The organism is Pseudomonas brassicacearum (genome assembly GCF_918698105.1).
GTDB classification, from domain to species: Bacteria; Pseudomonadota; Gammaproteobacteria; order Pseudomonadales; family Pseudomonadaceae; genus Aquipseudomonas; species Aquipseudomonas brassicacearum_F.
Genome location: NZ_CAKKMI010000066.1, coordinates 1 through 24,744 on the forward strand (window position 1 = coordinate 1; position 24,744 = coordinate 24,744).

A 24,744-nucleotide genomic window follows, 5' to 3' on the forward strand; every position below is an offset into this window, starting at 1 on the left:
ACCCCACCCCCTCACCTGGGAGCCGATCAAGGTAACCTGAGCCCATAAAAAACGGCCTGCTATCGAAATAGCAGGCCGTTTTTGTCTAGTCATCCATACCGCGACCGCTGAACAAGCGGGTGATCATTTCCATGGAGTAGCCTCGATACGCCAGGAAGCGCCCTTGCTTGGCTCGTTCCCGTGCATCGATGGGTAAATGTCCCGAGAACTTTCGGCGCCAGGTGTCCGTCAGTTGCTCCTGCCAATCGATACCGCTTTCGCGCAAGGCAAGTTCGATATCCGGGCGTTGCAAACCACGCTGGCCCAGTTCCTCACGAATTCGCAAGGGACCATAACCGGAACGGGCGCGATACGAGACAAAGCTTTCCAGGTAACGGGACTCCGACAGCAAGCCCTCTTCGGTCAAACGGTCGAGGGCCGTGTCGATCAACTCATCGGGAGCGCCGCGCTGACGCAGCTTACGCGTCAGCTCGACTCGACCGTGCTCGCGCCTGGCGAGCAGGTCCATCGCGGTTCGCCGCACCGCGACGAGGGTATCGAGTACGGCGGTCATCAGATCGATCAGATATCAGCGTCAGCCAGGTCGTCAACGGGCTCGCGGTTGGCCACGGACTTGACGTCTGCAACCGGGCTCAACAGTTTGTCACGCAGTTGCTTCTCGAGAGCAGCGGCAACTTCCGGGTTATCCGCCAGGAACTTGGCCGAGTTGGCCTTGCCCTGACCGATCTTGGTGCCGTTGTAGGCATACCAGGCACCCGACTTCTCGACGAAACCGTGCAATACACCCAGGTCGATCATCTCGCCATTGAGGTAGATGCCCTTGCCGTAAAGAATCTGGAACTCGGCCTGACGGAACGGCGAAGCCACCTTGTTCTTCACGACCTTGACGCGGGTTTCGCTACCAACAACCTCATCACCTTCTTTCACCGCGCCAGTACGGCGGATGTCGAGGCGAACCGAGGCGTAGAACTTCAGCGCGTTACCACCAGTAGTGGTTTCCGGGCTGCCGAACATCACACCGATCTTCATACGGATCTGGTTGATGAAGATCACCAGGCAGTTGGCGTTCTTGATGTTACCGGTGATCTTGCGCAGGGCTTGGGACATCAGGCGAGCCTGGAGGCCCACGTGCATGTCGCCCATTTCACCTTCGATTTCAGCCTTCGGCACCAGTGCCGCCACGGAGTCGACGATGATCACGTCAACCGCGTTGGAACGCACCAGCATGTCGGTGATTTCCAGGGCTTGCTCGCCGGTGTCTGGCTGGGAAACCAGCAGGTCGTCGACGTTGACCCCCAGCTTGCCGGCGTATTCCGGGTCCAGGGCGTGCTCGGCGTCGACGAAGGCGCAGGTCGCACCGGCTTTTTGGGCCTGGGCGATCACGGACAGGGTCAGTGTGGTTTTACCGGACGATTCAGGACCGTAGATTTCAACGATTCGGCCTTTTGGCAGGCCGCCGATGCCAAGCGCAATGTCCAGGCCCAGGGAGCCGGTGGAGATGGAAGGAATAGCCTGACGGTCCTGATCGCCCATACGCATTACGGCACCCTTGCCGAATTGACGTTCGATCTGACCCAAGGCCGCAGCCAAGGCTTTCTTCTTGTTGTCGTCCATTAAAGTCCTCACGTAATCAATAAGGCCTGACGGCCAACACCTGTATAAGTAGCCAGTATTATTCCACAGCGATTGAGGATCGCCTACCCCTGATTTGAGATTTCTACAGCGGCATGTTGCAGCAGCCCCTCTAGCGCGGCCTTCACCGTTTGTCGGCGGACCTCGTCGCGGTTGCCTGCAAAGAATCGCTGCTCGCTGGTCACAGCCTCGCCAACGCCCCAGGCCAGCCACACCGTGCCCACCGGCTTGTTCGGCGAACCACCGTCCGGCCCCGCTACACCGCTGACCGCCACGGCAAAACGCGCCAGGCTTTTATGCTGGGCACCTCGCACCATGGCCTCGACCACCTCGCGGCTGACCGCCCCCACCTTCTCGAACAACTCGGTCGGCACATCCAACTGCTGGGTCTTCTGGCGATTGGAATAAGTGACAAAACCGGCCTCGAACCAGGCCGAACTCCCGGGAATCCGGGTAATCGCCTCGGCGATCCCGCCGCCCGTGCAGGATTCGGCCGTGGTGACGTGGGCATTGAGCAACTGCAGGCGCCGGCCCAGTTCAGCGGCCAGTTCGGTAATGTCGTCCATGGTGCTCTCCTGATTCCACGCAATTGAGGCCTACCGTACACGAGCAATGGAAGCTTGCAAGGCTCGAGAGATTACCGACCCAGCGCTCTGATATAGGCCTGACAGGCCTGCAAGGCAATCAGTGCGCGATCACCGGCGTCGGTGATGGCGATAATTCGTTGAGCATGCGCCGGGTCAAGTCGGGCTCTCGCGCTTCCATGATCCACGCCGCTGGCGCGGGGGGTGGCAGGCACTGCACAACCGGCGGCAACATCGTCGGCATCGAGGAGGACTGACAGCCGGACATCGGCAGTAGCAAGGCGATCGCGCAGGCGATCCTGGTCACGTTGGGCATCGTTCAAGGCTCGGTAATGGGTTTGTTCGCTGGCGGAAAGTTGCTGCTCCAAGGCCAGGCGTTTGTCCTGCTCGGCCTTTTGTTGCATCGCAGCCGCCTGGGTGATTTGATTAAGCGTCTCAGCCTGAGACTGGGCTATCTGCGCCAATTGCCGACCATAACGCCAATCCTGAATCCGCCACGCCAGCACCGCCGGGCCACCGGCCAACAGCGCCAGCAACACAACGACGCCGAGGCTGCGCAACGAGAACGGCATCAGATCGAGGGTTGGCATAACACCGCCCTCGCCCGTGCCCAGAGTTGCAGGCGATCCTCCAAACCGTTCAAACCGCCGTTGATACGACGGGTGATGGTGTTGAACTGATCGCGGTCGGCCAGTTCGTTCAAGCCAGCCTGTTGCCAGAACCATGCAGCAGACTCCGCTGCCCATTGCGGTTGCTCCAGCAGTTCAGGCAAGGCCAACAGGCGTTCATCACCAAACAGGCCGAGGCTGCAACGAAGATAGTTGTCGTGGCCGGTCATTTGAATCAGTCCGCGACCACGATACTTCTGACCATCTCCGTCGGCCTGGGGCGAGTTGCCCAGGCGAACGGCCAGGGTTCCGGTATCGTATTTGCTCAGGTATTGCTCGCTGCCCAGCTCGCGTACATAACGCAATTGTCCCGACTCATGACCGACCTGGGCCAGGAACGCGGCCATGCGTTTGGGCGTGTCGATACCATGGCGCGACATGGCGGCGTTCAGCGCGGAAATAAAAACGCCCGCTTGGGCGCGGGCGTTGGGCATGATGTTGCTGAGTTGCTGCTGCGTAAGGTCCATGTTCAGGTCATCGCAAGTGCATGATCAAAGATGTCCGGCCAGCCAAGACGGCGCAACCGGACGATGCTGAGTTCCAGGAAAAAACTCATCCTGCAGAATATTCCCCCTAGTTCTGAGGCACTCACTCAGTGATCCATTGGGGTACGGGAGGGCGCCGCTGCGTTTGAGGAAAATTTGCATCCTGAGGCCATTCTCGAAGCGCTTGCATATAGTTCAATAATTCTTTGAATTGCTCGTCAGTCAGCGTCGAAGTCAAACCAAGATCAGCTTCGTCGCGATGACGCTCGCGAAGCCACTTGACACTTGAAAATTGCGAATCGCGCCAGACCCGCTCTTTCACATCGTCATTCTGCTCCTTGATAGGGATTGGAATGCCGCCATTTTCGACCCACTCTTCATATTCAGCCCAATAACGGTGATGACGAGGGATGGTGGTGTTGTCATACAAACGAATGACCGTATCTGGATCAACAGTTAGTTGAAAACTCATAACAGCTCCTAAAGTTCGGCATCTGCCGCAGCATGAATGTAATAAGTTTGCGACACCAAGCCGGTATCTGAGTTATGCACCCAAGTTCCCCGGGTTGAAGTGGCATAGGAAACGGCATTGGCGGAAGAAACCTCATCGGAGCCGGAGCGCCATTGCCCCAACGTTCCGTTTTGAGCGGGCCGAAATAGACTGATACTGGGAATCGCTCTTTTTTCGACTTTGAACGACCATTGAGCCAAGGGTTGTGAAGCCGGTCCCGACTGCCCCATGTTGACAATTGAAATCAGGCATCCCTCTAAAGTTGTCACACTTCCGGGTGGCACATCCAGCTTGTAGGTTTTTTCATAATAGCGCTGACATAGCAGCAACTCTTCGACGGGACTGCGATTTTCAAAGGGTGTAGCGACGGGACTTTCCTCGAGTTGAATCTGCGCCAAATCAAAAGTCTGCAAAACATTAAGGGGCAAATCTAAAGACAGCAAAAGATAGTCATTACCGGCAGCGCCGACAACCTTCCCTGCAATGGAAGGCAGCTGAAAAGTCGCGCTATATTTTGCCCATGTATTCTTGACTTGAAAGGCCGCCACAGGAGTAACAACCGATACTGAGCCACCATTTCCGAAAAACTGAGTCATGGTTAACGAAACTTGCCGCGACGTGTCAGCCTTGGCCCAAAAGGTGATAGTTGCAACCTTGCCCGCTAAAGTCCGAACCGACTCAACGGCCTGGGAAATTTTATGGACGGTTGATCCCGCCCCGGCAACTACTTGCTGCCAACGGTAAAAAAAACGAGGCTCATGGGGCACTTCTGACTGCCCCATAAGGAAACTCTGGCGGGAAATATTGACGCCTGCATTACCGTTCCAATCGCAACGAAAGCGGTCTGCTACAAATGCACCTGTATTGGGGTTAAGGTTAGTTGTCCCGCGCTGCCAGATATCAAAATTACCGTTAATTAGCAGATTTCTACGATACACTTGGGCCGGAAAGTTCTGCCTTGGGTCAAGTTTGGCCAGCGTTCGAATTGCTTGGCACAACTGGTTGTTTTCATCTTCGGCTGGAACCAGTCCAGCCTCAATGATCGTCGTAAGAAGCTCCTGCGTGACGCTATTGCCCCATTTTGCTGGAATCAAAGACCCGGGCGTGCCCGCCAGCGGGTTTTCATCCACGAACACGCCGTTCACCAGCCCGACGCTGGGAACACTCTTTGGATAATCCATGTTTATTGCTCTCTATGTAATGGAGGCTCAAGCCTGAAGAGGTAGCGCTCGGATAGCCGCAAGCACGTCATCAGTGACTTGGGCCGCGAGATCTGCCTTGCCTTTGGCCATGTGCGCGCGAATCTGTGCCTTGGCCTTGAGGCGCAGTTCGCGAAGCGCTAGCAGGTTCGCTTCGAATTCGGCGGACTTGGCGAGGATCTGATCCGCCGCCTGCCTGGCTGCGCGGCCTTTGACGACCCACGCAGAAACGGCCAGTGGAACGGCTTTTTTCGGGTAGCCCTGATCCTTGAAGGCCTGCGCTTCAAGGGCGGCTTGTTGGTACTCCAGGGCACGCAAGGAATCACCGGCCAAGGCGCGACGTACGCTGTCGGCAGCGGCATCGACCTTGGCGCACAAGCGTTCGGCCTCCTGGCGTAACAACTCAGCAGCATTTTCTTCAGTAAGTACCCATGTACCGTCCTCCCATGCATGGGCTGGGGATGGCGGGGCCGGGCGGAGTTCATCTTCGTACTGATGCAACTCTTGAATGACTTTCATCGGATCAGCTCCCAGGACAGATGAACATTGATCGCATTGGAAAAATTGACGGCGATACCCACGCTGTAATCCGTCAATGCCTGGTGCCCCTTGATCCCCATGCTCAATAGCAATTCGTCGCTATCGGCATTGGTTGCACCCAATGTGTGCTCGGCCTGATACGACTGCCAAAGCGAACGCAACTGGGAATGATCAAAGCTGGCGGTGACCGTGGATATCGTGACGTCACCGATAACGTTGCTGGAGAACAGCACGCACATTGACGGGCTTGCAGGGTTGGTCCAACCCGCCGGGCTGTTGCCGATACTTTGTAAGGCGGGCGACAGGTAGCTGTAGTTACCCCCTATCCACCCGGCTTGGGCAAAAGCCATTGAGGTCAATGTGTTCGAAGGCGGCGTGGGATTACCTGCAACGAGCCGAGCCGCACGCGCATGCGGATCAAGCGGCAGGTACGCGACACCGGTGCCATTTATCGTTTGCGTCCAAATCAATCCCGCGCGGTTGTAAATCGAGCGAACCGTAGGCAAGGACCCCGGCGCTCCGGTTGCCACCCAAGCCAGGCACATATCCAGCGGCGTGGATTGGAATCCACCGCCGGAAGCTCCATTTATAGTGCCCTTCAGCGACTCGGGGGCAACGTCGTAGAGACTTCCACGCTGCATGTAAAAAGTCAGCGTATTACCGACTACCTGCGCTCTTAGAAAGTAACCGGAACTGGGCAGCAGGTCGCCGCTGCTCCACGCGTCAGTCACATAAGTACGTGAACGGCCCAACCGCCCGCTCACGACCTCCTGACCGATGCTGATATACACACCCGCCGGAATCGAGACGCGACCGCCGCTGGTTGATAATGCCGTTGAAGTGACTGCCAGACGGGCGTCCACCGTTGCAATCGTTGGCAGCGGCAAAGCGGCGATCGGAAGCGCGAGATCCTGGTTCCAGCCCTTGGCGGTGACTGACTGGATCGCCTCGAGCAGTTGATCGTTTTGAGTTTCATCTGGCGTCAGGTCCCCCGCCTTGATGACATTCACAATCTCTTGCGTTACACCATTTCCCCAAGCGGCCGGAATCAACGACCCCGGCGTCCCGGTCAATGGGTTTTCATCCACGAACTTCCCATTCACCAGCCCGGCGCTGGGCACACTTTTCGGATAATCCATCGTCTACTCCCTAGTCATAATTGATGTGAACCTTGGTATGCGCCGGTGCGCTGCGGTGGATCAGGCACTCCAGGGCCGAGCCCGGGTTGACGCCAAAGCGTTCGCCCCAATAGCTGGCGCCGAAACGTCGACCCAACAGCAGGTGGCCACCGGTGTTGAGGGTCCACATGAATTGCGCCTGCCAGGTGCCGAAGTGAGCCTCGCCGAACCGTGCACGGCCCATGCGCGGGGCCTTGAGTTCGGTGATGGTGGCGTTGGGGTAGCCCTGGCTCTTGGCGATTTCCACGTAATACGCAATGGCCTGGCTGCCCACCGCCAACAACCGCCGCCGCACCGCCAAACGACGATCGTCATACAACGGCGTGGCGCCCAAACACGGATCAGGCAGGTTCATCACCCGCTCCCAATCCGGCACCAGTTCACTCACGCCCGCCGGGTCCATCTCGTTGAGCAGGTCGGCGGCACGGGCGTCGAGGCGGGCCAGCTCCTGGGCGATGCCTTCAAGCACTTGCTCAAGTTCCGGCACGCGCTCGGGGTCCCACGCCGGACCGCTGGGCAGCAGGCTGCGCAGTTGGGCCTGGTACTGTTCGGCGGTTCTTATTCCAGCCATGTGCAGCCTCCGAATGTCAGCAACTGGTTGCTGGCGGCGACGACATCGGCGATGGGTGCGGAGAGTTTGTGATCGGTTTCGCCGGTGGCGCTGCTGATGGCCTCAGCGATATGGCTCAGCAACAGCGTTTCGCCGAGGCCCGCTTCGCGGTTATGCAAGTCGCGCAGCTGGGCCTCGATGGCAGCGCGCACGGCGCTGGTGTCCGGGGTGATGCGCAGCCGGTAGTTCACCGGCAGCTGCGTCGGCGCCAGTACGTGCAGCTCGGCGGTCACCGGACGCAAGGGCTCGATGTAGGTCCGCACCTCTTCCAATTGCTCGGCGTTGGGGATCGGTTGCGGATCATCGTCCCGCATCACGAAAAGGCCGACAGTGCCCGGTCCCAGGTAGCTGCCACGACACCAGGCGCGGGTAATGCCAGGGCACTCCAGGGCCCAGGTTTCATAGTCCTGGGCCGAGCCACCGTGGGGGATGATGCGGTAGGAGCGGATCACCCGCGCCCGCAGGGATTCAAGGCTTTCCCGGGCAACACCGCCGGTCAGCCCCGGCGCCAGCACGGTGAAGCTGCTGCCAATGCCGAGAATCGGTTGAACTGGCGTCAGCACCAGGCCGGCGTCGGCGTTGCCCAGGCTGCCAGCGTCCAGCGCGGCGATGGTGGTGATGTTCAGGCCATTGCTGGTAGTGCGGGCGGTGGTCACTTTGAATGTGCGGCCATCGGTGGATTGCAACAGCGTGTCGACATCCAGTACCGCGCCAGCGGTGGCGGTGAAACTGACACTGCCGCTGGCCACCTGGGCCGCTTTGCGCGCCTGGTTCAGGCGCAGGGCGGCGATGCGTTCCAGGGTGGATTCGTCGGCCTTGTCCGGCAGGATCTGCTCGGCGATCCAGTCCAGGTAGCCATACAGGCCATAGGCGGCGCCGCCGAGGGTGCGGGCCAGCACTTGGGCATCGGACTGGCGCAGCGAATCGCTGGCCAGGTCGCTTTGGGCGCGTTTGATCAGCACCGGCAGCGAAGGGGTTTCAAACGGCATAGGTCACCTGCCAACTGTTATCGGGGTTGATGTCCAGGCGCTCGCCGTCGGCCAGGGTCAGGACCGTGCGCAGGTTCAGGCGCTGGGCGTCGAGGCGTTCGCTGATGATGTCGATGGCCTTGCAATGGCCGTCGTCGATCAGCCATTGCAGGGCTTCGCGGGCATAGAATTCGGCGTCGAGTTGGGTCTGGCGAGTCAGCTTGACCCGGCGCAACAGCCACAGCCGCGAGCCGATGCGGTCGTCGGCCACGGTCGGAAAGGTGTCTCCCCACCAGCCGAAACGTTCTTCATCGTCGACGGCATCGTCGTCAGCGGCGCGGCGCCAGGTGAACAGGCTGATCAGCACCGAGCGGGTCAGCGCGGCGTGCAGGTTCTGGCTGATGAACATCATTGGCCTCCCGCCGGCGCACCGGTCTGACCGTTGCCGGCCTGTACGCCGACATGCACGTGTTTGATCTGGCTGATGCCGCCGGCGATCTGGTCGCCCTGGGACACGATCTTGCCGGTGTGGTTGATGACGGGGCTGTCGATGTTCACCGCGCTGCTGGCGCGGATGTTCAGGGTCGCGGTCTGGATGTCGATGACACGACCACGCTTGAAGTGGAGCTTGTCGCCCTCGTCGGTGTAGAGCGCCACTTCGCCGGGGGCCAGGGCCTGGAGGCGAAAGCGGCGATCGGCGACCACCAGCACCACCGCATGGGAACGATCGCCCCCCAGGAACGTGGCAATGCCCTCGGCACCGGCCAACGGGTTGCTGGTAAAGCCGTAGGGTTCAAAGTGCTCCATGTCGTCGTTCACTTCGCCGGCGGTGAGGCGCATTTGCAGCGACTGCAACTTGGTGGCCGAATTGGCGAGCACGACAGTGCCGCGCGCCAAAAGGCGGGTCAGTAGACTCATTGAGGTTTCCTTGAGAATCGGGGACTTGAACGCGGTGTTCGGATCAACACCTCTATTGGCTGCGCTGCCGCTTTCGCGAGCAAGCTCGCTCCCACAAGGGATTTGCGGTGGGCAGAAACTCGGAGGCGGTCTCGAAATACTGTGGGGGCGAGCTTGCTCGCGATGGCGGTAGCACATCCAACATCGATGCAAGATGACCCACCGCTTTCGCGAGCAGGCTCGCTCCCACAAGGGGTTTGCGGTGGGCAGAAACTCGGAGGCGCTCTCGAGATACTGTGGGAGCGAGCTTGCTCGCGATGGCGGTAGCACATCCAACATCGATGCAAGCTGGCCCACCGCTTTCGCGAGCAAGCTCGCTCCCACAAGGGGTTTGCGGTGGGCAGAAACTCGGAGGCGGTCTCGAAATACTGTGGGGGCGAGCTTGCTCGCGATGGCGCCAGCACATCCAACATCGATGCAAGCTGGCCCACCGCTTTCGCGAGCAGGCTCGCTCCCACAAAGGATTTGCGGTGGGCAGAAACTCGGAGGCGGTCTCGAAATACTGTGGGAGCGAGCCTGCTCGCGATGGCGCCAGCACATCCAACATCGATGCAAGCTGGCCCACCGCTTTCGCGAGCAGGCTCGCTCCCACAGGGGATTTGCGGTGGGCAGAAACTTGGAGGCGGTCTCGAAATACTGTGGGAGCGAGCTTGCTCGCGATGGCGGTAGCACATCCAACATCGATGCAAGATGACCCACCGCTTTCGCGAGCAGGCTCGCTCCCACAGGGGATTTGCGGTGGGCAGAAACTTTGGAGGCGCTCTCGAGATACTGTGGGAGCGAGCCTGCTCGCGATGGCGCCAGCACATCCAACATCGATGCAAGCTGGCCCACCGCTTTCGCGAGCAAGCTCGCTCCCACAAGGGATTTGCGGCGGGCAGAAACTCGGAGGCGGTCTCGAAATACTGTGGGAGCGAGCCTGCTCGCGATGGCGGTAGCACATCCAACATCGATGCAAGCTGACCCACCGCTTTCGCGAGCAAGCTCGCTCCCACATTAGGGGATCTGTGGTGGGCAGGCATCGGTGCTCGACTCAAGGTTTTGGTGGCACCGGGTTGGCGTCGAAGGTATGCGGCGGCGCGACTTGCAGGGTGGTGACGGAGCCTTGTGCCGATAGGGAATACGTCACTTTGGAAATCAGCATGTCACCTTCGAACCCCAGCACCGGGTCGATCACTCGCACCAAGGTGTTGTGCCGCCACAAGTCGCCATTGGCCTGGCGCCAGCCCTGCACGCGGTAGGTGGTGGTCAGGGCCTTGCCGGTGCGGATGGCGCTTTCCCAATCGGCCCGTTGCTGAGCCAGTTCGAAGGTCAACTGCGCGCTCTCGCTGATCACCGTCACCCGCTTGCGCTTGAAGCTCAAGTCGGTGGCGGTGCCGGAGACTTCACTCACCGCCGCCCCGCTCTGCTGGTCACTGCCCTTGTGCTGACCGATGACCCGGTATTCAGAGAACACCTGGCTGTAGTCCATCGGTGCGTTGCCGGAGAGAATGTTCTTGCCCAGCTCCAGCACATCACTGGCCCGTCCGCCGCTGCCGGGTTTGGCCAGCAACACGCGGCCTAGCGCGTCATCGGTGGAGAACACCCGAAACAACGTCAGCAAACGGTCGATGGATTGAAAGACCGTTTCCCCCGGCACGATACTGTGTTCGCTCAACCGCGCGGTTTCAGGGATTTCACTGACGACCCCCACGCCATATTGCGAGGCCAGGGCCTGGACGATGCTCAACACCGTTTGCCCGCGCCATTGCGTCGGACGGTTGATCGCCGCGCAGTCCACCAAATCCTGGGTCTTGGAACCGCCTTCAATGCTCAGGCTGATCTGCCGACCGTCATAGCTGACCGGCGCCTTGAACACATAGCCGGTGAGGACCAGGTCGGCACCAATGCGTACCTGGCATTCATCGCCCGGACGGATCGGCACCGCTTGGGTCTGCCCCGGCCATTGCCAGGTGATGTCGAGTTTGAAGGTGCGAAACTGGCGCTCCAGGTCCGCACTGATTTCCACACTTTTCCAGCCGCCGTAATCCAACCCGCCGACGGTAAGCGAGACAGCGTTGTCGAGTTCGTTCATGGCTTACTCCCCGGAGACTTTCAGGTCATTGGGCGGCAGGAAACCAGGATGGGCTACGCCGTTACGCTGGGTCACTTCAGTCACCCGGGTGGCATCGGCAAATTGCTGATACGCCACCACCAGCGCCGGCAGGCTTTGCTTGAACGACAGGTTGATCAGCCTGACACCCGACGTCGCCACCGCCGTCAAGTGCGCGGCCATTTGCTGGCGCAGGTTGTTCATTGCCTGGTAGTGCTCCGGATCAGCCTTGAGGGAGGCCTGCCAGATCGCCTCGTTAAGGGCGTCGCGCAGGGCCAGCACATCATCGGCCACCGGCACGTCCCGGCGCTGGACCGGTTGCACCGCCTGTTGCGCCACCGAAGGCGTAGCGCCCAACTTGACCACAGGCGCCGCCACTGGCATCGCCGCAATCCATTGCGCGGCCTGCACCAGCAGCGTGTCCTGCACCAGGTCGGCCACGGCCTGGGCCGCCGCCGTGGTGTCCTTGCCGGTGGTGAGTTTGGGCGCGTCGGCCTTGCGAATGGCCTCCACCTGTTGCGACACGCTGGCAATCACGCCGCGATAGCCTTCACGGGCAAAGTCCTTCAGCTCGCGGATGTCCCCCAGCAACCCCTTGAACTCGGCCACCACCTCCTTGGGCAACGCTTTCACCGCCTTGACCAGGTCGCTGAGTTGCCGATAGGTCTCGATCAACGGTTTGAGCTCCTGCTCGATCACACCGTAGATGTCCTTGAGGCTGTTGCGCAGATCCGCGATACCGATCCGCGCGGCCTTGATCAAGGTCATGGCACCTTCAAAGCGCCGCACCGCCGAACCGAGGAAGCTGTCGGCCGAGACCAGCAGCAATTTCTGGCTGTTGATCGTGGCCGAAGGAAATTGCAGCGGCTGGTCGGGGTAGAACTTCAGGGCGAACGTCACCAGCCCGCCGTCCTGGCGGGTCTGGGTCATGTCGCATTCGCCGACCTTGACCTGCAGGCGCCCCAACCACGGGTGCACCAATTCGCCGCTGCCCTGCTCCAACGCCTTGAGCAGCTTGTCGCGCTGCTCCAGGCAATCGGGGCCGACGATGAACGCGGTCAACTCATGAATCTTCGCCTGCTGGCCGAGCCCTTCGAAAAACGGCTGGTCACGCTGCGGATATTCATGCAGCTGGCCTTTGTGGCCGACCGGGGTTTTCGCCTGATCGACCCAGAACCCGACGCCACGAAACGACGCCGGCAACAAACGATCACGCCAGCTCATTGGAGCCTCCTGTGGAAAGTGAGCGATAGCCGATGCGCGAACTCACCGCCAGGGCCGGTTGATTGGTCTGGGGCGGATCGGCGCGCAACCCGGCCGGGGCGTTTTCGAAACGCACGGTCAGGCCGCCTTCGAGTTGCGTGCGGTTGTTGGCGGCACTTTGTTGCACCAGGGCACTGGAGGTTTGCGGCAACGCACCCGGCGCCAGCGAGGTTTTCGCTGGCCCGTTGGCGGACGCTGGCGCCAGGCTGGGCGACAGGCCCGGAGGCTGCTCGCTGGCCCCGCCAAAAAATGCCGGCGCCAGCTCTCCCTTGCCTTCGGCGTTGGTCTGCCGCTGCGCCTCGGTCAGTCCCTCGACCTTGCCGGTGAACGAGGTGATCATCTCGCCGAAGCCGCCGTTGAAAAACGCCTTGATCGGCGCAATCACCACCTGCAACTCGCTCCACCACTGGCTGAACCACTCGCCCACCGGCCCCCACTGCTGGGTGAGGCCCTCAATGGGTGACCAGTCGAACAAGCCGCCGAACACCGCCAGCATGATCGACACCTGGTTGCGCACGCCCTCCCAGATCCCGGCGAAGACTTCACCGATCGTGCCCCAGTTGGCCATGATCAGTCCTAACGGCGTCCAGTCGAACAAGCCTTTCAGGGCATCCATCACCGGCACGGTCAAGGCCTTGAGCAGATCCCAGATCGCCGCGAACAACCCGGTCAAGGGCGTCCAATTGGCAACGATCAAACCCAAGGGCGACCAGGCGAACAGCGTCTGCATGAAACCGATGATGGGCGTTGCCGCCGCCACGATCACATTCCAGAGTGCGCCAAAAAAGCTGCTGATCGGGCCCCAATTACTGATCACCAGCCCCATCGGGGTGAAGGCGAACATCGTCTTGAAGAACTCGACCATCGGCAGCACGATCGGCGCAAGCCGCTGCCAGAGCCCGGCGAAGAACGCCGAAATCGGCGTCCAGTGGGCGATGATCATGCCTGCCGCCAAGGCGATGCCCATGGCAATCAAGCCGATGGGATTCATCTTCAAGGCCAGGTTCACCACCTCGAACGCCTGGCTTGCGCCGCTGACCGCCATCTGGATCGCGTTGAACGCTACGACGCCATTTGCCAGGCCCTGTACCAGTTGCGGGTTGTCCTGTAGCACCTGGGCCACGCCGCTGACCATGGGCTGCAAACTGACCGCCACCGCGTTGACCGCAGGCCCCAGGGCCGAGCCGAACTGCACCGACACGTTGCTGATGGAAGTCTTCAATCCATCCAGGTTCTGTGCCGCTACACGGGGCGCGTCAGGCGCCTGGACGGCGCTGGCCGCCGCGCTCGCTGCGCCCGCTTCGTCCTTGAAGGCCAGCGCCGACTTGAGCCCGTCCATAAACGGTTGAGCCAAGCCGTCACTGGGCAGCAGACCGGAAATATCCAGGCTGCCCAGGCCCGTGGCGTCGAGGTTCTGCTTGAAACTCGCGACCTTCGCACGCAGGCCGGCGAGCTTGGGTGACAGCTCATCGATGCCCGTGAGCAGCACCGCTTTTTTCTCTACCTTCTGTGTGTCTGCCATCACTGCACCTGCTGCATCGCATTGATCCGTTGCGCGTGCTCCAGGGATTCGCGGAGCACATCCAGTGGCCTGGCCATCATCTGTTCGGGGTCAACCTTCCAGAACCAGGCCAGGTCATAGGCGGCGGCGATCAGGTCGCCGATGGCTGCGACGCCGCACTCATGAAAAAACTCGCGACGGCCCAGCTCAGGGCATTGAGGTCAGCCAGGTCCAACTGGTTGACCGACGACGGTGGGATGCCGGCGCACACCGCGATGTATTTGGCCGCGACGTCCATGTCCAGGCTCACCTCCTCGCTCTTGTCGATCTTGTACGGCAGCGCCTTGATCGCCCGGACTTCCTGCACCGTCGGACGGCGCAGGGTCAGTTCGCTCACAGGCTCGCCGTGGGCCTCGATGGCCACGCGCAGCGTCACGACATCGCTCATTGCCAGGTCCCCTTGATGCCTTCGAATTTCAGTTCGATGGTGGCGTCGTCGCCTTTGGAAACCGGCTCTTCCACCAGGTAGGCGCCGGCCAGCACGTAGACCTTGCCGTTGTTGAATTCGCAGGTGACGGTCATGTCGGTGCCCGCCACCAGTTGCTTGAGCGGGAAGTCCGCAGTGTGCAGCGCCGTCACCTTGAAGGACGGGGCAATGTCGGTTTCCTTGTAGAAACCCGGTACGACGGTTTCGCGTTTGGTGAACATCAGTGGCGCTTCGCAGCCACCGTTGATGGTCAGTTGAGCGCCGTCCACTTTGACGTAGCAGGTGCCCGCAATCAGTTGACCCATGGTGTTTCTCCCTTCAATAAAAAGCCCACTCGGGGTGGGCCAGTGCTGTTCGCTTAAGGTTTGTTTGCATCATTGTGGCGAGGGAGCTTGCTCCCGCTGGATGCGCCAGCATCCCCTACGGTGTGATGACTGGCGAAACAGGGGGCCGCTTCGCAGCCCAGCGGGAGCAAGCTCCCTCGCCACGATCAGGCGGCGACGTCGTATTGCAGGCGGAACTGGTTGAGCAGCGCGAACACCCGCAGGCCGTTGATGTAGTCCGGCGGGAACAGCACATTGACCCGGCTCGGGTCCTGGCTGTCACGCTCGACCACCAGGTGCTCGGCGAACAGCTCGGCGTTTTCCACATGGCCTTCCAGTTCGAGCTTGGCGTATTGAGCAATCAGCTCGCCGCGAATGGTGCTCGGGGTCACGATGGGCTGGCCGGCGCCGAAACGGGTGCCGTCGGCGGCCAGTTTGTGGCGACCGTACTTGCTGGTGATCACGCTTTGCAGACGGCGGACGATGAACGCCGACTGGTGCATGGTTTCGCTGTCCAGGTAGGAGTTGTCCGCCTGGCCGAAGGCATTCTTCTGATACGTGGTGATGGAACGCTGGATGCGCACGTAGCCACCTTCGTAATACGCGGTCGCGATACCGTAATTGAGCAGCGACTGGCGCTCGGTCAGGGTGAAACGTTCGCTGGCCGGTGCCGGGTCCAAGCCTGGCAGGCTGCCGCTCTGGGTCGGACGGCTGGCGTCGGCGGAGATGAACACCGCCGTGCGCGCGGCCAACGCAGCGGCCTGGACCCAGAACGGTTGCGGTACGCCCAGCTCCAGGGCCTGGATGGTCATGTGCTGGTCGTTGCGTGCCTGACCGGCGGCAACCAGGGTGCCAATAGTGCCGCGCTTGGCGCTGTAGACATGGCCGAACAACTGCTTGGCCCAGGACCAGCGACCGGTGTTGTCGTCCATGACCGCTTGCCAGGTGTTGAGGCTCGCCACATCGGACCAGGGCATGGCGATGAACTCGAACGGCTCGTCGCCCAGGGCCGCGACGGCGGCAGTCTGGTCGGGCACACCGGCGCCACCAGTCATCGTGGTGATGGCGGTGGTCAGCCCCGCCGGGGTGTTTTCGCCATTGCTCTTGCCCAGGCGATTGAATTGCAGGCTGATGTCGTTGCCGCTGTCACCGGTCCATTTGGCGCGCAGGGTCACGACTCCTTCGGCGGCCGCAGCGGTCACCGGCAGGTCGGCGGACGCGTTGATTTTCAAGGCCAGCGCGGTGGCGGCCTGAGCTGCCGTGGCGCCGTTGACGATGGCGGCCTGGACGCGCACACCGCCAACGTACAGGTTGATCACACCGCTTTGCGTCGCGGCGCCGGTGAAGGTCAGCACGCCCTGGGCGATGGCGCCTTCGGCGTTGTGCAGCGGCAGGCACCAGATTTCACCGAGGGGGTCGGTCTTGCGCCAGGTCTCGTACATCGAGGCGAGCATCGAGCCCTGCCCGCCGATGTTCTTGGCCAGCGCGACGCTGGACACCAGCACCAGTTTGCCGACCTCGGCCGGGGCGACGTTGTCGTTGACCTGGGCGACGATCAACCGGCGCATGGCCGAAGACGCGCTATTGGCGGCCGAGTTGTCCATTTCGGCGTAGAACAGCGGCACACGAATGTCCGCGGGAATATTGCTGAATCCGATCGCCATTATTTGGCTCCCTGTGGTTTTGCCGCTTTCACGGCTTTGGTAGTGATATCGCCATCGGCCAGACGTCGACGCCACCAGGCGTTGTCTGGCACTTCACGGCCTTCGAGGGGCAACAGATCGCCCGCTTCCGGGTCCGGTACGGCACGGCCCGGGGCCGGCAGCACGGTGATGCGTTTGCTCATGGGGTTACGTCTCCAGAGAAAGTCAGTTCCACGCGCCCGTCGGGGCCGGGACGTTTCAGGTTGGGGTCCGCCGGGTCGATGGCATCGACCCGCACGGTGGCCCCGGTAAAGGACGACAAGCCGTCCAGTTCACGCTCGTGCCAGCTTTCGGCAGGCTGGCTCGCCAGATTGCGGCCCAGCTGGAACTCGGCGAAAAAGCGCAGCCGGTACAACACACGGCTGCTATTGATGGGAACCAGTTCGCTGCCGTCGTACTCGATGCCGGTGTACTCGGCGCCCGGCTTGAACCCCACCAGCGCGCGCCACAGTTCGGCTCGCAGGTCGTGCAACAGATCCAGCGCTTTTGTCGCGTCCGTGGCGTCGAGCACCAGCACGGCATCAAAACGATCACGCACCGCTTGCAGCGTGATGTTCTGAGCCGCGTTCTTGCTGGCAATGTCGGCGGTGGGCAGGACATAGGCGCAGGGGGTCTGCAGCGGGGTCTCGGCTTGCAGCGTGGCGAGGTCAAAGCCTGCGGCCACCCGCTGGGCGAGCGCGGGGCATTGCTCACGCAATTGCGTGAGGATCGGTGTGATCTTCATGGAAGAATTCCGGTAGAGAAGATGCAATCAGGGAGACCTGTGGGAGCGAGCAGGCTCGCTCCCACAGAAGAACTCGGTTGGGCGCAGGGATATGTGCAACGCTGAACAAAACTGTGGGAGCGAGCTTGCTCGCGATGGCGGCGTGTCAGGCAATGGAGCTGTCGAATGTCATACCGCTATCGCGAGCAGGCTCGCTCCCACAGGGGCGATGAGGTCAGGCCTTGGCATCCAGGCAGGTTGCATGAATCAAGCAGCGATAGCTTTTTTCCCGATTGCCACTGGCGGTGACCTTGTCGATTGACCAGCGACCGCGCATGAAGTCCGGCCAGGACGGGTCCAGCAGTACGATGCCCTCGGCGGACAGCCCCGGGTTGCCGGGGCATTCGATGCTCACCTTGAGGGCTTCGCGCATCATCCGGCGCACCTCGCCTTCACCGGCGGCGCGGGCATCGTCTGCGCTCTGGAAACATTGGCGCAGGGTCTTGAACGGCGCAAGGCCGCTCTCCTCGACCTGCAGTTTGCCGGCCGCCGCATCCCACCAACGGGTCTTGCAACCCTGGTATTTTGCCCGGGCGGTTTCATCCAGCTTGGCCGAGATGAAAGCGTGGTCGCCCGGGCGGTTGTTGGTGGTCACCGAGAGTTTCATCTCGGGCAGGACCTTGCCCGACAACGACTTCGCCTGACCGCGTCGAGCCAGCACATACAGCTCGTTGATCGGCTTGGCGACAGCGTCATAACGGTGGGCCAGGCGCGTGAGGAAACCCATGTCGGTTTCGTTGGTCTGGTCGACGTGCTCGATTTTGATCAGCGACAGGTCCGGCGCCACCCGCGGGGAAAACCCGTGCCTGGAGGTCAACTGACGAAACAGCGCCCCCAGGGTCGTCGGGCCATGGCTGACGGATCGGCGCTGCTTGAACCCGGTTTGATCCGCCGCACTGAACGGCGCCGCCATGGCCACCAGCACAAGTTGCAGGGGAAACAAGAACGGCGTACGCCGGGTGATGACGAACTCGCCTTTATCCACCAGCCCCGACTCCAGATAACCGACCCGCAGGCCAATCTTGCCGCCGAGGCTGGGCAACCCTTCAAGGCCTTCCAGGCTAATGGTGAGCGTCAGTTGATCGGACTCGATACCCGCCGCATCGACATGCTCCCACTTGAGCAAGCGTTGGTTGAGCAGCGCGGCGTTCGCACCATAAATTTCCACCGCAGGCGTGAAACCCAATGACATGTTGCCTCCTTAATCCCAGGCCGAAACCGGTGTGGGTGCAACAGGTTTGAGATCCACTTCCGGCAGGACCACCCAAACACCTGCGGGCAACACCGGGCCCCATTCGGCCAGCAGCGGATTGAGCCGCCAGAGCGCTTCCTCGGCGGCATCGTCACTACGCTCCAGCTCGCGGTACAGCAACAGATTCACCGAATCACCGGCGATACTTCGAACCCTACGCATTGGCGAACTCCGTCAATTCAACCACCCAGCCGACCACCATGGCCGTGCCGTCATCGATGATCTCGGTCTGGGTTTCCGTGACCTTGTTGATCTGCCACAAGCCCCAGTTGCGACCGATGCCGTCAACCAACGGCACGGGGACGCGCTGCGCCTGCAAGGCGCGCAACTCATCGAGGCGATCCATGGCGGTCGCGTACATCGACTTGCCGGTGATCGTCAGCCCTTGCAGGCCTTGGCCGATCTGGCTGGACTTGGGTTTGCTGGTGAGGATGTCGATTCTCTGCCAGCCACCGTCCGAGGTGCGTACCAGGCTGTGGTACGCAAAGTTTCTCGACAGACCAAAAATGAAACTGCCGAGTACCATTTGCTGACGCATCACGTACCTCCGTCGGTCAGGGCCGCGTCACTGCGCATGGCGAGTGAGTTGGGCATGGTCGTCAAGCCGAATTGGCCCGAGAGCTGCTGCACGACCAGGTTGGCCAACTGACTCGCACTGGCCTGGTCCTGGCCGTTGATGTAGATGTTGGCGGTCATGGTGTTCTGTGGAGTGGCGGTCTGGACGCTGGTCAAGTCTTTGCTGACCTGCTCTGGAGCGGCGAGTCTGTCGGCAGGGGCGGCGAGTTTCTCACCCAGGGACGCGCCAGCATCGCTCCCCAGCCAGCCGCCCAGCAGTCCGCCAACCAGGCCACCAATGGCAGTGCCGAGCACCGGAACCACACTCCCCAAAGCGGCACCGGCCGCAGACCCCGCAGCAGCGCCTGCCCAGCCGCCACCTGCGGCGCCCAGGCCTGCGCCCATCATTCGTTTGTCGCCGGTCAGCACACCCTCGGCCACATCAGCGACGGCGCCGACGACTTTCAATGGGCCGGGCGCCCTGCGAGTCATTGAGCGTAATGAAGCCGTTGGCCCGAGTGAGCCTCGTGTACTGACGCGTATTTTCGGCCCTCTCGTAGGTTCGGGACGCTGGTTGGCATTGCTTGTATCGAGCTTGCCCACACGAGGATTTCTGAAATCGTCGGAGATCACCTCACCCAATCGGCCGGGAAGGTGCGGAGCGACCCTCCCCAACACCCGCTTGGCCACCTGATTGGACATCTCATCCCCTACAGCCTTGAGCAGCGCGCCCACCAGCGGTTTGATCGCTGCGCCAATCAACACAATGGCCGCAGCGGCTTTAGGTGAGGACTCAGCCAATTCACTCAGGCCATCGGCCAGCGAACCCAGCCACTGGAACGAGGTATCCGCCGAGGGCATCAGGGCATTGCCCGTGGCCAGCGACAAACGCTCGCTGCGGGCGTTGAGGACGTTCAGTTGGCCCTGCCGGGTGTTCGACAGCGCCAACGCGTCCTGCCGCACCGAACCGTTGTTGCCCAATTGCGATGTAGCGTATTGGCCTGGGTCTTTCACCTGCCAGAACGCCGCGTTCACATCGTCGAGTTTCTGCGACATGCGCAGTACTGCCGCATCCCCGGTGCCAAACAGCGAAGAGGCCAGGCTCGAGCGTTTTTCGGCCGGCTGCGCGTTCAAGGCCGCCAGCACCGACATCACTGTCCCCGGCGCGGCGTCCTTATCACGCAAGCCGCTTGCCACCTCTTTGGGATCAAGCCCCAATTGCTTCCAGGCCGCTTGCTCGGTCGTGGAGGCCTGATCGCCCTTGCCTAAAGCGGTCGTGAAGTGATCGAGCGCCACACCCGCTTCAGCTTGTTGCGCGCCGGTATTGAGAAGCGCTGCCGTCAATGCCGCAGCTTGGGCAGGCTGCAGGCCCACCGAGGTCGCAGCCGCACCGTCACGCTGCAGCACTGTGCCGATCTCACTCGCTTTCGCACCACCGGGAATCTTGCTCAGGTGGTTGGTTGCATCCGCCAGGTCAAACGCTTTCTCTGCGCTGAGCTTCATGGAGATGCGCCAGTCGGCGAGCATCTCGGCAACCTCCATGGCCGGCCTCCTGGACGCCGTCGCGATGACGGCAGCATCCGAGGCGAAACGCGACAGTTCCTGCGGTCGGTCCGAGGCATCGGGCAAATCGTTACCGATGCCTTTCCTGGCCGCCAGGCTTTGCATCCCCACCACTTCAACCGCCGTGGTGCCCCCGGCCGCCACCAGCTTAGCGGTGGCGACGTGCCGGGTTGACTCAGTCGTCTGTTCGATCTGGCGAGGGGTAAATCCGGTGACCTGCTTCAGATCGGCCATGGCCGAATCCATCGCTATCGCAGGTTTGAGCAGCGCCGGTGGCTCGATACCGCCGCTCGACTTGCCCTTTGGCCCACCGGCCGACTCACCCTTGGCGTCGGCGCCCATCGTTTGAGCGAACAATCGTTGCGCCGAAAGCTTCACCGTCAGCGACTCGATCGCCGTCGTCAGAAGGCCGAGCTTGAGCCCGAGCGTTTCCAGCGCCAGATCAAGGCTCGACAGCTGATCCCTGGCGAACGCGCCTTGTGCCGACACGCCACTGGTGAGGCTGGTATTACCGAACGCCAACCCAGGCTCATTGACGGTTGCGTATTTGAGCGAATATCTATCGTCCGCCATCCCGCTCTACTCCTGTTTCACGCCAAGGCGAGTGATCGCGATGTCGTATCGGCGCAAGGCCTTGCCGGCGTCCCACTCCAGGATTTCCGCCTCACTTACCGAGTAAATGAGCGGCACCACATCGAGGATCACTTCGATGTCGCGCTCCGAAAGAAGTCCGCCGGTTTGTTTAAAAAATCGTCGATGCGTACCTGAAGCTGTGTCCAGTCGGGCACGGTCAGCAGGTCCAGATCGGGAATCATCAGGCCGGTGCAATGGGCGGTGATGAATTCGGCGCGTTCCTTGGCCGTCTTCAGTTTTTTCATCGCCTTGGTCGCACGCAGCACCGGCATTTCCAGGGTCAGCGCAGTCATGCTGCGACCCGCGACGTCGAGCGGTTGCAGCAGTTGCACCTGGTCGGGATCGGCCTGTGGCTCCTCCAGAAAGTACGACGCCGGACGCGTGGACATTTCGTGCACGTATTGCGCAATGCTCACGTAGTCCGGGCGCTTGAGCTGATCGAGTTCCTTGACCGACAGGCCGGTGGCCAGTTTGGCCAGCTCGAAGAACTGGTCGTCTTCATCATCACCAGCGCGGGCCAGGGCTTCTTTCTGCGCGGCGTAGAAGAGGGGTTTGAGGGGGAGCTGTTCGATCTGCGAGCCATCGTCAGCGGTGATCGGCGACAACAGCTCATGTGTTGGAGGCATCCAGGACATGAAATCAATTCCTTGGTGAATCAGAGGACAACCTGTGGGAGCGAGCTTGCTCGCGATAGCGGTCGGACATTCACCATTGATGTCGACTGATACTCCGCCATCGCGAGCAAGCTCGCTCCCACAGGGGCTGGCAGTGGCTTAGGGCAGCAACACCGCGCGGCGGGCATCGCCGAGGATGTCGACGCCGTTGAGCACGAACTTCTGGGTGCGCACGTCGATGTCGATCACCGGAACGCCGTTTTCCAGGCGGTTGTAGGTACGGCAGCTCAGATCAAGGGTGGTGGTAGGTTTTTCGCCCATTTTCACCTTGGCCTCGGACAGCGATTTGAGCTTGCCGCCGACGGTGTGGTAGGTGAACCAGGTGTTGCCATCCTGATCCTGGCCGGCTTCACGCACGTTCAGCAAAATGTCGTCGCCCAGTTGCACGCCCAGGGCCAACATGACTTCCGGCCCCATGCCTTGCAGGATCAATGAAGCCCCGAGCACGTTGCCGCTCTTGGCCATTTCCTCGGCGATAAAGCGCCCGCCCGTCATCGACTCCATGGCGAACTCGATCTTCGGCGGCGTGAACTCTTCCACCGTCGCGGACAACGGCAGGCCTTGCAGGGTGGCCGCGATGGCCTGTCTTACGCGGTTGGTAAACATTAGAGAACGTCCTCCAGGAACTGCTCGATGATTTCATCGCGGGCATTGAGTTGATAAATCATGTGTTCGTTCGGCGCGTAGCGGCCGTAGTCGATGACCACGTACCAGGTGCCGTTCTTGTACTTCTCGACGCTGTTCAATTCCGGGTGCAGGTACACGCTGCCGCCAGGGATGGTTTCGTCGGCGACCAGGGTTTGCAGCCAGTCGTTGATGCGTTTGACCTCCTGGTCCATGAACGACTTGGTCAGGTTCTTGGCCATGGCTTTCTGGCCGGCCTTCACCAGCTTGCGGCTGATGGCATCTTCCAGGCCGACGTAGCTGATGAACTTGCCGGTGATGGAGCGGTTGCCCAGCAGCGAGAAGCCGCCGAGGATGGTCCGGGCGTAGTAGCTGACGCCGTAGCGGTTGAGCAGATCGCCTTCGGTGGAGGTGTCGAGGATGTTGTATTCGACGGTGCGCGAAACGTCTTCGGCGTAGGTGACCTGGTTGCCCGGGCTCTCCCATTGCTTGACCTTGGCGAGCGCGGCGATGGCCAGGCTCGACGGGGCCAGGAAGACGTTTTTCTTCGCGGCCTTGGAGTACACCGCCGGCATGTTGTGCACCACCAGGCAACGGTCGAAACCGAGGTCGGCGCCGCCCAGTTCCTGGCTATAGGTCACTTGATCAGCAACCGCGGCGTCCTTGCCGTCGAGCACCACACGGGCCTTGATGCGCTTGCCGAACGAAGCGAACTCGCTGGCCACGGCCTTGGTGCCGGTGAAGCCCGGTGCGCCGATAATGGTCAGGTCCTCGGCAACCCCACTCAACGCCGCCAGGCCGAGCTTGCGACCGGTCTGCGCTTCGATACCGCCGATCACGTTGTTCTGCGTATCGGCCAGCGTGGCGCCCTCTTCGACGATGACCACGTAGACCGGCACCTTGACCACTTTGAGGATCTGGTAGACCGCCTGGAACAATGTGCCCGCTTCGGCACCGGTTGGGTCCAGCTGGGCCTGGGTGGTGAAGCTGTTGATGCGGAACGGGGTGTTTTTCGGAATCAGCGCGTTGGCATTCGGCGCAGTGCCGACCAGCCCGATGACGTTGTCACCCAGGCCACCCATGGCCTCGGGAGATTCAGTGGCATTGACGGTAATGCCGTTGTGCTCGAAGTTCAAAACCTCAGCCATGGTTATTCAGCCTTTTTGGTGGTGGCCTTCACGGCCTTGGTGGATGCAGAAGCCGGTTCGACGACTTCGGTTTTTTTCAGCGCCAGGCGACCGGCGCTGCGCAAGGCGTTGGCCTCGACGTCAAGCAGATCGAGTTCCTGGCCGACGCTCGACCAGTGACCACCCCCGGTGGGGAATGGGAGGAGCACGGTGTAGGTTTGGCGTGGTGCCATTTGTGTTTCTCCAGATATGAAAAAGCCCCGAGTGTGCGGGGCCGTTGCCAGGTGCTTTAAGGGGTGTTGCGGAAAAGAAAACGCCCCGTTGATCGGGGCGTTTATTGGGATTGCTTGGGCAACCAGGACGGGGCTATCGGACGGTGTTCGACCAGTGGAAATTCGCTTGTCTCCGGCCAGTTGCGCAGCGCCCGACGATAGGCCTGAAGCTCCGAATACTGCTCGACAGAAAGCGTGGTTTTTAGGGTTTCTTCCAACTCGTCACGGTGCCGAGCAACCATGCCATCAGTCACAACAAGCTGGCCGTCACGCCATACACGCTCAATTGCTGCCAAAAACTCAGGCGATTGCGCAGGTGGATCGACCAGTATCGGATAGCCATCTTCGTCACTTGAGATCCGCTTCCCCATTGACTGCCCCTCATGAAGCTCTGCATGCAGCTTCTGGGTAATTTCAACCGCGTCTAGAGGGATCTGCTCAGCGGAGTGGATGGCGTCATCGTAAAAACCACCCGTTGTCTTGCTTGAATAAAGAGTCATTTTGTCACTCCGTACTCAACAGCACCGATGTCCGGGACAGATGAGTCGGTCGTTAATAGATTAGGCATTCTCTTCCGTCC

At 61.1% G+C, this 24,744-nt stretch carries 30 protein-coding genes; all 30 read right to left on the reverse strand.

Annotation, left to right across the window (positions count from 1 at the left end):
- Window positions 1-85 precede the first annotated feature (85 nt).
- Window positions 86-553: a recombination regulator RecX gene (recX, locus tag LQ215_RS22150; protein WP_230152583.1), complete on the reverse strand. Its 468-nt coding sequence runs from the start codon at window positions 551-553 to the stop codon at window positions 86-88.
- Window positions 554-561: 8 nt separating this feature from the next.
- Window positions 562-1,614, reverse strand: coding sequence for a recombinase RecA (gene recA, locus LQ215_RS22155; protein ID WP_014336835.1), 1,053 nt, complete (start codon window positions 1,612-1,614; stop codon window positions 562-564).
- 83 nt (window positions 1,615-1,697) lie between these two features.
- Window positions 1,698-2,198 carry a CinA family protein gene (locus LQ215_RS22160; RefSeq protein WP_230152584.1) on the reverse strand — a complete coding sequence of 167 codons (501 nt, stop codon included), beginning with the start codon at window positions 2,196-2,198 and terminating at the stop codon, window positions 1,698-1,700.
- Window positions 2,199-2,269: 71 nt separating this feature from the next.
- Window positions 2,270-2,806 (reverse strand): lysis system i-spanin subunit Rz, encoded by a 537-nt coding sequence (locus LQ215_RS22165; RefSeq protein ID WP_230152585.1) that lies wholly within the window; start codon window positions 2,804-2,806, stop codon window positions 2,270-2,272.
- On the reverse strand, window positions 2,788-3,351 hold the full coding sequence (locus tag LQ215_RS22170) for a glycoside hydrolase family 19 protein (protein WP_230152586.1): 564 nt from the start codon (window positions 3,349-3,351) through the stop codon (window positions 2,788-2,790). The genes LQ215_RS22165 and LQ215_RS22170 overlap by 19 nt, the downstream gene beginning before the upstream one ends.
- Window positions 3,352-3,472: 121 nt before the next feature.
- Window positions 3,473-3,841 (reverse strand): phage tail assembly chaperone, encoded by a 369-nt coding sequence (locus LQ215_RS22175; RefSeq protein WP_230152587.1) that lies wholly within the window; start codon window positions 3,839-3,841, stop codon window positions 3,473-3,475.
- Between the two features lie 8 nt (window positions 3,842-3,849).
- Window positions 3,850-5,061 carry a carbohydrate-binding protein CenC gene (locus LQ215_RS22180; RefSeq protein WP_230152588.1) on the reverse strand — a complete coding sequence of 404 codons (1,212 nt, stop codon included), beginning with the start codon at window positions 5,059-5,061 and terminating at the stop codon, window positions 3,850-3,852.
- 27 nt (window positions 5,062-5,088) lie between these two features.
- Window positions 5,089-5,598 (reverse strand): phage tail protein, encoded by a 510-nt coding sequence (locus LQ215_RS22185; RefSeq protein ID WP_230152589.1) that lies wholly within the window; start codon window positions 5,596-5,598, stop codon window positions 5,089-5,091.
- On the reverse strand, window positions 5,595-6,758 hold the full coding sequence (locus LQ215_RS22190; protein WP_230152590.1) for a phage tail protein: 1,164 nt from the start codon (window positions 6,756-6,758) through the stop codon (window positions 5,595-5,597). Before LQ215_RS22190 ends, LQ215_RS22185 begins: the two co-directional genes overlap by 4 nt.
- Window positions 6,759-6,768: 10 nt before the next feature.
- Complete coding sequence (locus LQ215_RS22195; RefSeq protein WP_230152591.1) at window positions 6,769-7,368, reverse strand: YmfQ family protein; 600 nt, start codon at window positions 7,366-7,368, stop codon at window positions 6,769-6,771.
- Window positions 7,356-8,396, reverse strand: a complete 1,041-nt coding sequence (locus LQ215_RS22200) for a baseplate J/gp47 family protein (RefSeq protein WP_230152592.1) — start codon at window positions 8,394-8,396, stop codon at window positions 7,356-7,358. The genes LQ215_RS22195 and LQ215_RS22200 overlap by 13 nt, the downstream gene beginning before the upstream one ends.
- Window positions 8,386-8,784, reverse strand: coding sequence for a phage GP46 family protein (locus LQ215_RS22205; protein WP_079303617.1), 399 nt, complete (start codon window positions 8,782-8,784; stop codon window positions 8,386-8,388). The genes LQ215_RS22200 and LQ215_RS22205 overlap by 11 nt, the downstream gene beginning before the upstream one ends.
- Window positions 8,784-9,293, reverse strand: coding sequence for a phage baseplate assembly protein V (locus tag LQ215_RS22210; protein WP_028237198.1), 510 nt, complete (start codon window positions 9,291-9,293; stop codon window positions 8,784-8,786). Before LQ215_RS22210 ends, LQ215_RS22205 begins: the two co-directional genes overlap by 1 nt.
- 1,072 nt (window positions 9,294-10,365) lie before the next feature.
- A complete protein-coding gene (locus tag LQ215_RS22215; protein WP_230152593.1) occupies window positions 10,366-11,406 on the reverse strand; it encodes a phage baseplate assembly protein in 1,041 nt (346 codons plus the stop codon).
- Window positions 11,407-11,409: 3 nt separating this feature from the next.
- Entirely contained in the window at window positions 11,410-12,648 is a 1,239-nt protein-coding gene (locus tag LQ215_RS22220; protein ID WP_230152594.1) for a DNA circularization protein, read from the reverse strand.
- Entirely contained in the window at window positions 12,635-14,209 is a 1,575-nt protein-coding gene (locus tag LQ215_RS22225) for a phage tail protein (protein WP_230152595.1), read from the reverse strand. The genes LQ215_RS22220 and LQ215_RS22225 overlap by 14 nt, the downstream gene beginning before the upstream one ends.
- 130 nt (window positions 14,210-14,339) lie before the next feature.
- Window positions 14,340-14,636, reverse strand: coding sequence for a phage tail assembly protein (locus LQ215_RS22230; protein WP_003198316.1), 297 nt, complete (start codon window positions 14,634-14,636; stop codon window positions 14,340-14,342).
- Complete coding sequence (locus LQ215_RS22235) at window positions 14,633-14,980, reverse strand: phage tail tube protein (protein WP_003198314.1); 348 nt, start codon at window positions 14,978-14,980, stop codon at window positions 14,633-14,635. The genes LQ215_RS22230 and LQ215_RS22235 overlap by 4 nt, the downstream gene beginning before the upstream one ends.
- 185 nt (window positions 14,981-15,165) lie before the next feature.
- Window positions 15,166-16,662, reverse strand: a complete 1,497-nt coding sequence (locus LQ215_RS22240) for a phage tail sheath subtilisin-like domain-containing protein (RefSeq protein ID WP_230152596.1) — start codon at window positions 16,660-16,662, stop codon at window positions 15,166-15,168.
- Complete coding sequence (locus LQ215_RS22245; RefSeq protein WP_003198311.1) at window positions 16,662-16,844, reverse strand: DUF2635 domain-containing protein; 183 nt, start codon at window positions 16,842-16,844, stop codon at window positions 16,662-16,664. The genes LQ215_RS22240 and LQ215_RS22245 overlap by 1 nt, the downstream gene beginning before the upstream one ends.
- On the reverse strand, window positions 16,841-17,425 hold the full coding sequence (locus LQ215_RS22250; RefSeq protein WP_230152597.1) for a phage tail terminator protein: 585 nt from the start codon (window positions 17,423-17,425) through the stop codon (window positions 16,841-16,843). The genes LQ215_RS22245 and LQ215_RS22250 overlap by 4 nt, the downstream gene beginning before the upstream one ends.
- Before the next feature lie 214 nt (window positions 17,426-17,639).
- Window positions 17,640-18,656, reverse strand: coding sequence for a contractile injection system protein, VgrG/Pvc8 family (locus LQ215_RS22255; protein WP_230152598.1), 1,017 nt, complete (start codon window positions 18,654-18,656; stop codon window positions 17,640-17,642).
- Window positions 18,657-18,665: 9 nt separating this feature from the next.
- Window positions 18,666-18,878: a tail protein X gene (locus LQ215_RS22260; protein WP_230152599.1), complete on the reverse strand. Its 213-nt coding sequence runs from the start codon at window positions 18,876-18,878 to the stop codon at window positions 18,666-18,668.
- Window positions 18,871-19,254, reverse strand: coding sequence for a phage tail protein (locus LQ215_RS22265; RefSeq protein WP_230152600.1), 384 nt, complete (start codon window positions 19,252-19,254; stop codon window positions 18,871-18,873). Before LQ215_RS22265 ends, LQ215_RS22260 begins: the two co-directional genes overlap by 8 nt.
- Complete coding sequence (locus LQ215_RS22270) at window positions 19,254-21,407, reverse strand: phage tail tape measure protein (protein ID WP_230152601.1); 2,154 nt, start codon at window positions 21,405-21,407, stop codon at window positions 19,254-19,256. The genes LQ215_RS22265 and LQ215_RS22270 overlap by 1 nt, the downstream gene beginning before the upstream one ends.
- Window positions 21,408-21,535: 128 nt before the next feature.
- Entirely contained in the window at window positions 21,536-22,102 is a 567-nt protein-coding gene (locus LQ215_RS22275) for a phage tail assembly protein (protein WP_230152602.1), read from the reverse strand.
- A 138-nt stretch (window positions 22,103-22,240) separates the two neighbouring features.
- Window positions 22,241-22,747, reverse strand: coding sequence for a phage major tail tube protein (locus LQ215_RS22280; protein WP_230152603.1), 507 nt, complete (start codon window positions 22,745-22,747; stop codon window positions 22,241-22,243).
- Window positions 22,747-23,913 (reverse strand): tail protein, encoded by a 1,167-nt coding sequence (locus LQ215_RS22285; RefSeq protein WP_038855979.1) that lies wholly within the window; start codon window positions 23,911-23,913, stop codon window positions 22,747-22,749. Before LQ215_RS22285 ends, LQ215_RS22280 begins: the two co-directional genes overlap by 1 nt.
- Window positions 23,914-23,915: 2 nt before the next feature.
- Window positions 23,916-24,125 (reverse strand): hypothetical protein, encoded by a 210-nt coding sequence (locus tag LQ215_RS22290; protein ID WP_230152604.1) that lies wholly within the window; start codon window positions 24,123-24,125, stop codon window positions 23,916-23,918.
- 101 nt (window positions 24,126-24,226) lie between these two features.
- Complete coding sequence (locus LQ215_RS22295) at window positions 24,227-24,664, reverse strand: phage tail assembly chaperone (protein ID WP_230152605.1); 438 nt, start codon at window positions 24,662-24,664, stop codon at window positions 24,227-24,229.
- Window positions 24,665-24,744: the final 80 nt, after the last annotated feature.